We start from the raw sequence: 12,964 nt of genomic DNA, 5'->3' as shown, positions 1-12,964 counted from the left end.
AATGAATTGATTCTATCTTGGTTGTACTGCTGTTACTGTACCGACGTCCGGTAAACAGAGAAGATTTTGTCGAGTCGCGCCGAGAACTAACCGAAAAGCGGGCCGGAACGGGCGAACCAGCCTGCTTGATTTTTTCGCCCGGCATAAGCGAGCTAAACAGGGCACACCGCGTTTTTTCTCAGCCGTTCTGCCGCACGCGGGCGATCAGCGCGTCGATATCTTCCACACGATCGGCGGCCAGAATCAGCGTTCTGCCCAGCGTAATCGCCTGACGGAAGCACTCTGTTTTCATCGCTTCGTCCTGGATGGATTTGAAATCGGCAATCTGCGACATGCCGACGGTGCGGCGAATCAGCTCGGTGCCGCAGTAGCCCAGCGTATCGCACCAGATTTTACGTAAAAATTCAGCGGCATAGCCCGAGTAAGCCAGCGCACGATCCCGCGATTTCTTTGCCGCCAGCGACAGAAAGCCCTCGGCGAAGCTTTGCCAGGTTATACGCACATCGTTAAGGCGTTTTTCCCGTACGTCGGCCGCCTCACGCGGCGCAAGCAGGCCAGGCAGCGCGCAGTAGTTAAGCAGCAGATTGCCCAAAGCGCTGCCGACGTCGAAGCCGATCGGGCCATAAAAACCGAACTCCGCGTCGATCACTTTTAAACTGCCTTCGGCCACAAAGATCGAACCGCTGTGGACATCGCCGTGCAGCAGCGCTTCCGCGTTCGACAGAAAGCGATGCTTCAGGCCCGCTACCTTGTGCCGTAGCTCGTCATCGGTACGCAGCTGCGCCACCAGCGGCTCCAGCACGCGTGGATAGCCGTTGCGCTCGTGCACTTCATACGGTTCGTTAAAGAACAGCTCTTCGGTGATGTCGCATAGCTCCGGGTTAGTAAAGCGAATCACCTGCGCTTTCTTTTCATACGGATGCTGATAAAAATCGGAAGTATGGAACAGCGTCTGCGCCAGGTATTCGCCGAGCTGAGCAGCCGCCTGCGGATAATCGACGCCTTTCACCTGCTCGCCGCGCCAGATGGCATGGCTGGAAAGATCTTCCATTACCATCACCGCCAGCGCCGGATCGTGGTGCAGGATTTTTACCGTATGTTCCGGGCAGAAGCCGCCGTGGATCTGCAGCACTTCCGCTTCGATACGCGCGCGATCCAGCGTCAGCGGCCAGGATTCGCCCACGCAGCGAACATAGGGTAAAGCCTGTTTGACGATAACGCGACTGTTGCCGTCCCGATCGAAAATTTTGAAAACAAGGTTGAGATTACCGTCGCCGATTTCCTGCGCATCGACCAGGTTTTCAGGATCGGCGATGCCGCCAAATTCACGGGCATATTCCACAGCATCCGCTGCGGTGAACGTACGGTATTGCGTCATTAACTCACCCTCATCAGAATTCTTCAGCCAGTCCACAGCTTTCTTTACTTCGAGCCGTTCAGACGTCTATACATCTTTTTGGCATGTTGGCACAATATCACCAGACTTCGCAACCAGGATTTAACTTCCATGCAGACACTTAGCACAACCAGCTTACAGGTTCGGGATAATCAGCTCTGGATCCTTGACCAGCAGGCGCTACCGCAACAGAAAGTCTGGTGTCCGACGCCTGACGTGGCCGCACTGGTAGACCATATTAAAACGCTGCGCGTACGCGGCGCGCCGTTGATTGGCCTGTCGGCCAGCCTGCTGCTGGCGCTGCTGGCGGAAAACGGCATGTCGAAGCCAGCGCTGGCTGAAGCGCTCGACATACTGCGCGCCTCTCGCCCTACCGCGGTCAATCTGATGAACAATCTTGACCGGATGAAGCTGGCGCTGGCCCAGGAAAATTTCACGACCGCGCTCACTTTTGAGGCGCTGCGCCTGGTGGAAGAGGACAAAGCGCTGTGCGATAACATTGCCGCTGCGGGCGTTAAATTAATAAAACCGGGCAGCCGTTTGCTGACCCACTGCAATACGGGCGGCCTGGCTACCGCTGGCGTGGGCACGGCGCTGGGCGTGATTGCGCGCGGCTGGCAGCAGGGAGACGTGGAGAAAGTCTGGGTTGATGAAACCCGTCCGCTGCTGCAGGGCGGTCGCCTGACAGCCTGGGAGCTGGGCGAGCTGGGCGTGCCTTATCGGCTGATTTGCGACAGCATGGCGGCGAGCCTGATGGCGAAAAATCAGGTGGATGCGGTCTGGGTCGGCGCGGATCGCATTGCCGCCAACGGCGACGTGGCGAACAAAATCGGCACCTACAGCCTGGCGGTGCTGGCGCGCTACCATAACGTGCCGTTTTACGTCGCTGCGCCGCATACCACGCTGGATCCCCACTGCCCAAACGGCGATGCGATCCCGATAGAGCAGCGCGCCGCCAGCGAAGTCACGGGTGTAGCGGGCAGCTTTGGCGAAGTACAGTGGGCGCCAGAGGAAGCACAGGTATACAACCCGGCTTTCGACGTGACGCCAGCGGCGCTGATTAGCGGCTGGGTGCTGGATACGGGCGTGGTGACGCCTGCACAGGTGGAAAACGGGATTTTTCAGCCTGCTGGCGACAAAAGAAACTAAGCAACCCGCGCTGGCGGCCTGCCGCAGCGCTATTGCTGATGGCGATTGAGGTATAGTGTTGCAGTCGCTTTTTCAGGCGACTGCTGACCTCATCTTTCGCAGGAAGTAGCGCATTTATTTTATTGCGGCGGCAGATCGCTTTGCCACCTGATTCTGGTAACAGCAGTTTTATGATGCAGTCCCGCTTAAAACTCATACTTAACGCCGCCATCACGGGTGCGCCAGATAGTCATAAGTATGTTTTTATCAATACAGTTTCGTGGCGGTTTTATATCATTAAAACATAGCCTGTCTTCTTTTCCTTCTTCCTGATAGCCTTCTCCAAAGGCGAATACAGCTATCAGAAATGGGCCTTTATTACCGGAAGGGATATAGTACTTGCTTCTAATTTTATCCTGATTGCTCAGCCACCAGTCGATTTTCGCCGATTCACTGAAAGGCAGTCTGTCAACGATGATTTGCGCGGTATGCCCATCATAGTGCGCATCAATAACCGTCACATCCTGCCGGTTAAGAAATAAACTGAAAATGTAGATCGCTAATACCGCTACAACGATAATGACAATATGGCGCTTCAACGGTCTTCTCCTATAGTTACTACTGCTTCCATATTGGTAAAAAATGGGCGAAAACCGAATCGGTTAAAGCGCTGCAGGATGAACCATATTTTAAAGAACTGGAACTGGTTAAATTTTGTATTGCGTATATCTTCTTCATCCAGACCAAAGTGATCCTGACCTGTAAACCTGACGGTAGCTCTCCAGCCTTTCTCGTTTACATCAAGTTGTAATATATCTATTTTGGTAGCATAAACGCCATGAACGGTTATACCCATTCCATTGATTTTATCGAGTATAAGAGAATCGAACATGGGAAGAACTGTAATCCTTAATGCCGATATCACATCCGCAATCTTTTCTTACGGAAAGCCCCTATTTTTATAGTCAATAAAACTTGCAATACTTTCCTGAAGTTTACGCCTGGTATTGTTAGTCGCGTAATCAGAATAGAGCTTTTGACGGTAGGCAGCATTGAGCTGTGGGTCGCAAAAAGGTGTCCCGACAGAATGCTGGAAGTGCCTGAGCATCTGGTTGATTAAATGCCGGTATGGCCCTGCCCAGGAATAAGGCAGCGGGGTTCCTGAAATAATACGCTGGCGCACTCCTGAACACTGACCTTTTCCCGACGGCGACCACGACCATAGACACCCGCAAACCTTGACTGCGGATTATCAAAGGCGGTTAACCGGGTTAGCGTATAGGGATCAACCACGTTTGATATATTTTCCAGGCCGAATTCTTTCTTTAGCTTCTCCGCCGACATATCACCGTAACGCATATCATTGGCGCCATAGTCGTTGAAGCGGCGCTGAGTCGTAAATATTGTTTGTGGAAATATCGCATTGCTCATAAACAGTAATCCTTTACTGAGTTTGAGATCGAGCTGAACGGGTACGCAAGCTGGCCGTTCGCGGCTAAAAAGCGTGTTCAGACGCTGACATCCGGGTTAACGCTGTACTGCAGTGTATTCTTTTTAACCAGCATGGACAAAAGAAAGGTTCACTCCCTGCCGGATTGTATTTGTCCTGAGGCTCCGGCCAACGCTTAAGCCAGTGTCAGGCAGCCTGTCTTCCTGTCAAAACGACCGCTGTTTTAGATCCAATAAAAAAGCGGGCGCTGAACGCTGTACCGCCGCAATCGCGACAGTGCATTGTTCAGAACCCGCTTTTCAGCGCTGGCTAAGCCGTCAGGCGTAGCCGTAGCTCATCAGACGCTGATAGCGACGATCCAGCAGCTCTTCTTTGCTCAGCTCGTCCAGCTCCGCCAGATCGGCCAGCAGCTGCGCCTTCATCGATTCGCCAATCGCCAGCTGATTGCGGTGCGCGCCGCCCAGCGGCTCCGGGATCACCGTGTCGATCAGCTTCAGCTCTTTCAGTCGCGGCGCAATAATGCCCATCGCTTCCGCAGCCAGTGGCGCTTTGTCGGCGCTCTTCCACAGAATTGACGCACAGCCTTCCGGCGAAATCACCGAGTAGGTGCTGTACTGCAGCATGTTGACTTTGTCGCCCACGCCGATCGCCAGCGCGCCGCCGGAGCCGCCTTCGCCAATCACGGTGCAGATGACCGGCACGGTCAGGCCAGACATCTCACGCAGGTTGCGTGCGATAGCTTCTGACTGACCACGCTCTTCCGCGCCCACGCCCGGATAAGCGCCTGGCGTGTCGATAAAGGTGATGATCGGCATATTAAACCGCTCGGCCATCTCCATCAGACGCAGCGCTTTACGGTAGCCTTCCGGCGCCGGCATGCCGAAGTTACGACGGATTTTCTCTTTGGTTTCGCGGCCTTTCTGATGACCAATGATCATCACCGGACGCCCTTCCAGGCGAGCGATGCCGCCAACAATGGCTTTATCGTCCGCGTAGGCGCGGTCGCCCGCCAGCTCGTCGAAATCGGTAAACACGTTACGGACATAGTCCAGCGTGTAAGGACGCAGCGGATGACGCGCCAGCTGCGCGATCTGCCATGCACCCAAATCGGAGAAGATCTTACGAGTCAGCTCAACGCTTTTTTCGCGCAGACGCTGAATCTCTTCATCCAGGTTAATATCCAGTTTTTCATCCTGACGGCCAACCGACTTAAGCGAATCGATTTTCGCCTCAAGTTCTGCGATTGGCTGTTCGAAATCCAGGTAATTAAGACTCATAATATTCCTGTTTTAGTCAAACTCCAGTTCCACCTGCTCCGACCCTATCAGCGATCGCAGGTCGTTTAATAAACGATCGCTGGGCGATACGCGCCATGCCGCGCCGAAACGCAGCTTCGCCCGCGCATCCTCTCTCTGATAATAGAGATGAACCGGAATAGTCCCTGAACGATAAGGCTCCAGGGATTGACGGAGACGGTTTAAAAGCTGGTCATCAATTTGCCTGTCCGTCAGCGAGATAGCAAGCCCGCGCGCATATTTTTCGCGAGCTTCGTCAATGTCCATCACATCGCGAGCGGTCATTTTCAGGCCGCCGCTGAAGTCATCGAAGCTTACCTGTCCGCTGACGATCAGGATACGGTCTTTTTCCAGCAAATGCTGGAACTTATCAAGTGCATCGGTGAACAGCATCACTTCCAGACGACCAGAGCGGTCGTCCAGCGTACAGATACCGATGCGGTTACCGCGCTTTGTCACCATTACGCGGGCCGCCACCACCAGACCCACGGCCATTGTCATCTTGCCGCGTTCGGTCGGGTGCATGTCCTTCAGGCGCATTCCTCCCACGTAGCGCTCGATCTCCTTCAGATACTGGTTAATCGGGTGCCCGGTTAAGTAAAGCCCTAAGGTTTCTCTTTCGCCATCCAGCCTGACCTGTTCCGGCCAGGGCGTTACATCGGCATAAGATTTTTCTATCTGCTCCGGCTCTTCCGCCAGCACGCCAAACATATCAGCCTGGCCGATGGCCTCGGCTTTGGCATGCTGATCCGCCGCTTTCAGCGCGTCGTTCAGCGCGCTCATCAGGGCTGCGCGATGCGGCCCCAGACGATCGAACGCGCCGGACATAATCAGCTTTTCCAGCACGCGCCGGTTAAGCTTTTTCGTATCGGTGCGCGCGCACAGATCGAACAGTTCCCGGAAATAACCGTCTTTATTACGCGCTTCCAGAATCGCTTCGATCGGCCCTTCGCCCACGCCTTTGATTGCGCCGATACCGTAAACGATCTCGCCGTCGTCGTTAACGTGGAACTGATAAAGCCCGGAGTTGATATCCGGCGGCAGGACTTTCAGCCCCATACGCCAGCATTCATCCACCAGACCGACTACCTTCTCGGTATTATCCATATCGGCAGTCATTACCGCCGCCATAAATTCTGCCGGATAGTGCGCCTTTAGCCACAGCGTCTGGTAGGAAACCAGCGCGTAGGCGGCGGAGTGCGATTTGTTAAAGCCATAACCGGCGAACTTTTCCACCAGGTCGAAGATTTTAATCGCCAGCTCGCCGTCGATACCGCGCGCTTTCGCGCCGTCTTCAAAACCGCCACGCTGTTTCGCCATCTCGACAGGGTTTTTCTTACCCATAGCGCGACGCAGCATATCCGCGCCGCCCAGGCTGTAGCCTGCCAGCACCTGCGCAATCTGCATCACCTGTTCCTGATACAGAATGATGCCGTAGGTCGGCTCCAGCACCGGCTTCAGCGACTCGTGCTGCCACTGAATATCCGGGTAGGAGATCGCTTCACGGCCGTGCTTACGGTCGATAAAGTTGTCCACCATGCCCGACTGCAGCGGGCCGGGACGAAACAGCGCCACCAGCGCGATCATATCTTCGAAGCAGTCCGGTTTCAGACGCTTGATCAGATCTTTCATGCCGCGCGATTCAAGCTGGAATACCGCTGTGGTTTCCGAGCGCTGTAGCATATCGAAACTTTTCTTGTCATCAAGCGGAATCGCTGCGATATCGATCGGCGGCTCGCCGTGCTTTTTGCGGCGGGCGTTAATCATCGCCAGCGCCCAGTCGATAATGGTCAGGGTGCGCAGGCCCAGGAAGTCGAACTTCACCAGACCGGCATATTCCACGTCGTTTTTATCAAACTGGGTAACCGGATGGTTGCCGTTTTCGTCGCAGTAGAGCGGCGCGAAGTCGGTGATCTGCGTTGGCGCGATGACCACGCCGCCCGCGTGCTTACCGGCATTACGCGTGACGCCTTCCAGCTTGCGCGCCATGTCGATCAGCGCTTTGACTTCTTCGTCCGCCTCATAGATTTCCGGCAGCTGCGGCTCGGCCGCAAAGGCTTTTTCCAGCGTCATGCCCGGATCGGGCGGCACCAGCTTGGAGATGCGATCGACGAAACCGTATGGATGCCCCAGCACGCGGCCCACATCGCGGATAACCGCTTTCGCCGCCATCGTACCGAAGGTGATAATCTGCGATACCGCCTTGCGGCCATACATCTCAGCCACGTGCTCAATCACCAGATCGCGTTTTTCCATGCAGAAGTCGACGTCGAAGTCGGGCATGGAGACACGTTCCGGGTTAAGGAAACGTTCGAACAGCAGATCGAACTCCAGCGGATCGAGATCGGTAATTTTCAGCGCATAGGCCACCAGCGAGCCGGCGCCGGAACCACGGCCTGGCCCAACCGGCACGTTGTTATCCTTCGACCACTGGATAAACTCCATCACGATCAGGAAGTAGCCGGGGAAGCCCATCTGGTTGATAACGTTCAGCTCAACCTCAAGGCGTTCGTCATATTCCGGCCTTTTCTGCGCGCGCTCTTCCGGGTCCGGGAATAAAAATTCCAGGCGCTCTTCCAGCCCCTCTTTCGATTTCATCACCAGGAAATCTTCGGTGCTCATATCGCCGGTTGGGAACTGCGGCAGGAAGTATTCGCCGAGTCGAATGGTAACGTTACAACGCTTAGCAATCTCAACGCTGTTGGCCAGCGCTTCCGGGATGTCCGAGAACAGCTCGCACATCTCCTCCTCGCTGCGCAGGTATTGCTGAGGACTGTAGTTACGTGGGCGCTTTGGATCGTCCAGCGTAAAGCCGTCGTGAATGGCTACGCGAATTTCATGGGCGTCGAAGTCGCCTTCTTCCAGAAAGCAGACTTCGTTAGTGGCGACAACCGGCAGGTTTTCGGCCGTTGCCAGCTCGACGGCGGCGTGCAGCCAGCTTTCTTCATCGGGTCGACCCGTGCGGATCAGCTCCAGATAGTAACGATCTGGAAAGTACTGCTGGTAAAACGCCAGGCATTCAGCCACCTGCGCCTGATTGCCGCGCAGCTGCATTTTGCCGACGTCGCCGCGGCGACCGCCGGAAAGCAGGATCAGCCCTTCGTTCAGCTCAATCAGCCAGTCGCGATCTATCGTCGGGCCGGCAGCGCCGTAGCCACGTTGATAAGCACGAGAAATCAGCAGGGTAAGATTCTGGTAGCCGGTATTGGTCGCGGCCAGCACGGTGAGCTGCGAGAGTTCGTCGCCCATTGCCTCGCTGGCGACGTTAAAGTCCGCGCCGATAATCGGCTTCATGCCTTGGCCGTGCGCCGTACCGTAGAACTTCACCAGTCCGCAAAGGTTGGTAAAGTCGGTAATCGCGATCGCGGGCATTCCCATCGCGGCCGCTTTTTTCACCAGCGGAGCAGTTTTGGCTAATCCATCTACCATGGAGTAGTCGCTGTGTACGCGTAAATGAATAAAACGAGGTTCGGCCATTTTTAATCCTGCTGAAAACTTATTAGCGCGCTGCGGCCAGCACTTCGGCATCCAGCAGCGCGTTGCGCACCGGTGCAAAGCTGCGGCGATGGTGTGGCGTGGCGCCATGCAGCGCCAGTTTTTCCATATGCAGCGCCGTCGGGTAACCCTTGTGCTGAGCGAAGCCATACTGCGGGAACAGAAGATCCAGCTCCGCCATCTCTCTGTCGCGCGTGACTTTGGCGATAATCGACGCCGCGCTGATTTCCGCCACCAGGCTGTCGCCTTTTACTACCGCCTGCGAAGGCATCGGCAGCGCCGGGCAACGGTTGCCGTCGATCAGCACGAAATCCGGCGCGATCGACAACCCCGCCACGGCGCGCTGCATCGCCAGCATGGTAGCATGCAGAATATTCAGCTGGTCAATCTCTTCCGGCTCCGCGCGACCCAGACTCCAGCATAATGCTTTCTCTTTAATTTCGTCGAACAGCGCCAGACGACGCTTCTCCGACAGCTTTTTCGAGTCTGCCAGGCCTACGATGGGTCTTGCCGGATCCAGCATCACCGCCGCGGTCACTACCGCGCCGACCAGCGGGCCGCGGCCCACTTCATCCACGCCAGCGATCAAATTGGCCAGAGGATAGATAAAACTCATTAACATAGCTCCAGTACGGCGGCAGCGGCCTGCTCGTCGGCATTCCAGCGAATCTGCCGGTGCAGATCGGCAAAGGTCGCCAGTAAACGATCGCGAGTTTCGCCCGTCGCCAGCAGCGGTTCCAGCGCGGCAGCCAGCTGCTCCGGCTGGCATTCATCCTGCAGCAGCTCTTTCACCAGCTCGCGTCCGGCCAGCAGATTCGGCAGCGACACATAGTCGGTTTTCACCAGCCGTTTCGCCAGCCAGAAGGTAAAGGGTTTCATGCGATAGCCCACCACCATCGGGCATTTCGCCAGCATGCACTCCAGCGCCGCCGTACCGGATGCCAGCAGCGCCGCGTCGCTGGCGACCATCGCGGTTCGACCCTGACCATCCAGCAGATGCATTGGTAAATCAGGCGCCACTTCAGCCTTGATCTTCTCAAACTGCTCGCGGCGGCGCGGGTTGACCAGCGGCACTACGATTTCAAGCGCGGGCCATTTTTTGCGCAGCAGCATCGCGGTTTTTAAAAAGTCCGCGCTGAGCATCTCTACTTCCGCGTTGCGGCTGCCCGGCAGCAGCGCCAGACAGGGCACGTCGTCCGCAATGCCCAGCGCCTGCCGTGCCGCGCGCTTGTCCGGCTCGATCGGCATCGCGTCGGCCATTGTATGACCAATAAAGCGGCAGGGAACGTTATAGCGATCGTAGAAGGCTTTTTCAAAGGGTAAAAACGCCAGCACCAGATCGGTCGAGCGGCCTATCTTGAAGACGCGCTTCTGCCGCCACGCCCAGACAGAAGGACTGACATAATGAATAGTGCGGATGCCGCGCTGTTTCAGGCGCCCTTCCAGCGTGATATTAAAATCCGGTGCATCAATGCCGACAAAGACATCAGGCCTGAGCTCGGTAAAGCGCTGCGTCAAATCGCGGCGGATCTTCAACAGACGCGGCAGGCGCTCCAGCACCTCAACCACGCCCATTACCGCCAGCTCTTCCATCTCGTACCAGGCTTCGCAGCCTTCGGCCTGCATCAGCGGCCCGGCGACGCCGACAAAGCGCGTATCGGGATGCTTCTCTTTTAGCGCGCGGATTAGGCCGGCACCAAGAATATCGCCGGAGGTTTCTCCGGCGACCAGGGCTATCGTTAATGGCTGAGGCATGGGTTAACGGATCAGACCCCGGGTAGAGCGGGTAAAGAAATCGGAGAACGGCTGCACTTCAGGATGCTCGCGGGCGATGTCGGCGATCTCCAGCTTCGCTTCATCCAGCGTCTTACCGCTGCGATAGAGCACCTTATAGGCGTTGCGAATAGCGTGCAGCGCCTCTTTGCTAAAGCCTCGGCGCTGCAAACCCACCAGATTGATGCCGAACGGCGTGGCGTGGTTGCCCTGGGCGATAACAAACGGCGGTACGTCCTGAGCGACGCCGGAGCAGCCGCCGACCATCACATGCGCGCCGATAATGCAGAATTGATGAACGGCTGTCATCCCGCCAATAATAGCGAAATCATCCACGGTTACGTGGCCGCCCAGCGTAGCATTATTGGCCATAATGCAGCGGTCGCCGATGACGCAGTCGTGCGCGATGTGCGCATTGACCATCAGCAGGTTATCGCTGCCGACCTTAGTCAGACCGTCCGCCTGCGAGGTGCCGCGGTGAATGGTGACGCTTTCGCGGATGCTGTTGCGATCGCCAACTTCAACGCGGGTAGGTTCACCGGCATACTTCAGATCCTGATTGGCTTCACCAATGGTCGCAAACTGGTAAATGGTGTTGTCTTTACCAATTTTCGTGTGGCCATTGATAACCACGTGTGATTTCAGCACGGTGCCTTCGCCGATCTCAACGTTCGGGCCAACAACGCAGAACGGGCCGATATGCACGCGAGCGCCAATGACGGCGCCCTCTTCAATCACGGAACTGGGGTGGATAACAGCAGTTTCATCAATCACGAATTACGCCTCCCGGCTGCGGGCACACATCATGGTTGCTTCGCAGACAATTTTACCGTCAACGGTCGCTACGCCCTTGAAGCGGGTCAGACCACGGCGGGTTTTCTCGAAGGTGACTTCCATAATCATCTGGTCGCCCGGCACGACCGGACGCTTGAAGCGCGCTTCATCGATGCCGGCGAAATAGTACAGCTCGCCTGGCTCCAGTTTGCCCACGCTTTTAAACGCCAGAATACCGGTCGCCTGCGCCATAGCTTCTAAAATCAGCACGCCTGGGAAAATCGGTTTACCAGGGAAATGGCCCTGGAAAAACGGTTCGTTGACCGATACGTTTTTTACCGCACGCAGAAACTTGTGTTCTTCGAATTCAAGTACGCGATCGACCAGCAGAAACGGATAGCGGTGCGGCAGCAGTTCAATAATCTCTTCAATTTTCAGAGTATGAGTTTCAGTAGTCAAAATACTCTTCCTGTCCTAAAAATTCTGATGGCATCAATAACACGGCCTGCAACGAAAAAGTCGTCCGCAGGCCGCAAATCAGTTTCCGTGCTCCAGCCTTCCATGCCTGGCATTCTTTTTATATTTCACCGCATGCGGTGGAATAGCGAAGGCTGGTTAACCAGACGCTTAGTCCGCGCTAATTTTACGCTCGATGGCTTTTAAGCGCTTGCTCATTTCATCAATGTTCATTACCAGCGCGGCGGTTTTACGCCAGTTTTTATTCGGTTGCAGCGGGATCCCGGACGAGTATACCCCAGGTTGCGTGATTGGTCGCATGACCATTCCCATTCCCGTGACCGTTACTTTGTCACAAATTTCCATATGGCCGTTGATTACGCTGGCGCCGCCGATCATGCAGTAGCGGCCGATTTTCAGGCTGCCCGCCATAATCACGCCGCCTGCCACCGCGGTATTGTCGCCAATCACCACGTTGTGTGCAATCTGGCACTGGTTGTCAATGATAACACCATTCCCGATCTGAGTGTTATCCAACGCGCCACGATCGATAGTGGTACAGGCGCCGATTTCCACGCGATCGCCAATAATCACCGTGCCAAGCTGGGGGATTTTCACCCAGTTGCCGCGATCGTTGGCGTAGCCAAAGCCGTCCGCGCCAATCACGGTGCCGGACTGAATCAGGCAGCTTTCACCGATCTGCACTTCGTGATAGACGGAAACATTGGCCCACAGGCGCGTGCCTGCGCCAATACGGGCGTTTTTACCTACAAAGCAGCCGGCGCCGATAATCGCGTTATCGCCCAGCTCGACGCCGGATTCAATAACGGCGTTCGCGCCGACGGAAACATTCTTGCCCAGCTTCGCCGTTGCATCAATGACCGCGCTCGGCGCGATATTCGTGGCGGGCTGAGGCGTGGTATCCAGAATTTGCGCCATACGCGCGTAGGTCAGGTAAGGATCTTTCACCACCAGAGCGGCACTCTGGCAATACTCTACATCCGCAGCCTGCAGCACGACGGCGGAAGCCTGGCAGAGAGCCAGCTGCTCGCGATAGCGGCTGTTGGCAAGAAAGGTGATTTGACCGGATTGGGCGGATTGCATAGAAGCAATGCCGGAGATGACGATATCGCCATCTCCGTGCAAATCTGCATCCAACTGCTGGGCTAAATCAGCCAGTCGAATTGAAGACATTGA

Annotated in this window: 11 protein-coding genes and 1 pseudogene; 1 reads left to right on the top strand and 11 read right to left on the bottom strand. The window is 55.9% G+C overall.

Annotated elements, in window-relative coordinates:
- Window positions 1-178: 178 nt before the first annotated feature.
- Window positions 179-1,378 carry an S-methyl-5-thioribose kinase gene (gene mtnK, locus MKZ79_RS14590; protein WP_336143160.1) on the bottom strand — a complete coding sequence of 400 codons (1,200 nt, stop codon included), beginning with the start codon at window positions 1,376-1,378 and terminating at the stop codon, window positions 179-181.
- 129 nt (window positions 1,379-1,507) lie between these two features.
- On the opposite strand from mtnK, the gene mtnA reads away from it, so the two are divergent.
- Window positions 1,508-2,545, top strand: coding sequence for an S-methyl-5-thioribose-1-phosphate isomerase (gene mtnA / locus MKZ79_RS14585; RefSeq protein WP_336143158.1), 1,038 nt, complete (start codon window positions 1,508-1,510; stop codon window positions 2,543-2,545).
- Between the two features lie 185 nt (window positions 2,546-2,730).
- On the opposite strand, the gene MKZ79_RS14580 is transcribed toward mtnA, so the two are convergent.
- The 10 genes and pseudogenes from MKZ79_RS14580 to lpxD form a co-directional block, all read right to left on the bottom strand.
- On the bottom strand, window positions 2,731-3,123 hold the full coding sequence (locus MKZ79_RS14580; protein ID WP_336143156.1) for a DUF943 family protein: 393 nt from the start codon (window positions 3,121-3,123) through the stop codon (window positions 2,731-2,733).
- A pseudogene (locus MKZ79_RS14575) lies at window positions 3,120-3,632 on the bottom strand (YPO3983 family protein). Before MKZ79_RS14575 ends, MKZ79_RS14580 begins: the two are co-directional and overlap by 4 nt.
- 8 nt (window positions 3,633-3,640) lie before the next feature.
- Window positions 3,641-3,955, bottom strand: coding sequence for a DUF3289 family protein (locus MKZ79_RS14570; protein ID WP_336143154.1), 315 nt, complete (start codon window positions 3,953-3,955; stop codon window positions 3,641-3,643).
- A 336-nt stretch (window positions 3,956-4,291) separates the two neighbouring features.
- Window positions 4,292-5,251: an acetyl-CoA carboxylase carboxyl transferase subunit alpha gene (gene accA, locus MKZ79_RS14565; protein WP_336143153.1), complete on the bottom strand. Its 960-nt coding sequence runs from the start codon at window positions 5,249-5,251 to the stop codon at window positions 4,292-4,294.
- 12 nt (window positions 5,252-5,263) lie between these two features.
- Window positions 5,264-8,746 carry a DNA polymerase III subunit alpha gene (dnaE, locus tag MKZ79_RS14560; RefSeq protein WP_336143151.1) on the bottom strand — a complete coding sequence of 1,161 codons (3,483 nt, stop codon included), beginning with the start codon at window positions 8,744-8,746 and terminating at the stop codon, window positions 5,264-5,266.
- A 22-nt stretch (window positions 8,747-8,768) separates the two neighbouring features.
- On the bottom strand, window positions 8,769-9,386 hold the full coding sequence (rnhB, locus tag MKZ79_RS14555) for a ribonuclease HII (protein WP_336143150.1): 618 nt from the start codon (window positions 9,384-9,386) through the stop codon (window positions 8,769-8,771).
- On the bottom strand, window positions 9,380-10,519 hold the full coding sequence (gene lpxB / locus MKZ79_RS14550; RefSeq protein WP_336143148.1) for a lipid-A-disaccharide synthase: 1,140 nt from the start codon (window positions 10,517-10,519) through the stop codon (window positions 9,380-9,382). The genes rnhB and lpxB overlap by 7 nt, the downstream gene beginning before the upstream one ends.
- Before the next feature lie 3 nt (window positions 10,520-10,522).
- On the bottom strand, window positions 10,523-11,311 hold the full coding sequence (lpxA, locus tag MKZ79_RS14545) for an acyl-ACP--UDP-N-acetylglucosamine O-acyltransferase (protein ID WP_336143147.1): 789 nt from the start codon (window positions 11,309-11,311) through the stop codon (window positions 10,523-10,525).
- A 3-nt stretch (window positions 11,312-11,314) separates the two neighbouring features.
- Window positions 11,315-11,770, bottom strand: coding sequence for a 3-hydroxyacyl-ACP dehydratase FabZ (gene fabZ, locus MKZ79_RS14540; RefSeq protein ID WP_024965665.1), 456 nt, complete (start codon window positions 11,768-11,770; stop codon window positions 11,315-11,317).
- 168 nt (window positions 11,771-11,938) lie between these two features.
- The gene (gene lpxD, locus MKZ79_RS14535) at window positions 11,939-12,961 is read right to left on the bottom strand and encodes a UDP-3-O-(3-hydroxymyristoyl)glucosamine N-acyltransferase (RefSeq protein WP_336143140.1); all 1,023 of its coding nucleotides are present in this window, start codon (window positions 12,959-12,961) and stop codon (window positions 11,939-11,941) included.
- Window positions 12,962-12,964: the final 3 nt, after the last annotated feature.

The sequence above is a fragment of the Erwinia sp. CGal63 genome (genome assembly GCF_037026505.1).
In the GTDB taxonomy this organism is placed as follows: Bacteria; Pseudomonadota; Gammaproteobacteria; order Enterobacterales; family Enterobacteriaceae; genus Erwinia.
This window is presented reverse-complemented; position numbering and strand designations above follow the sequence as displayed.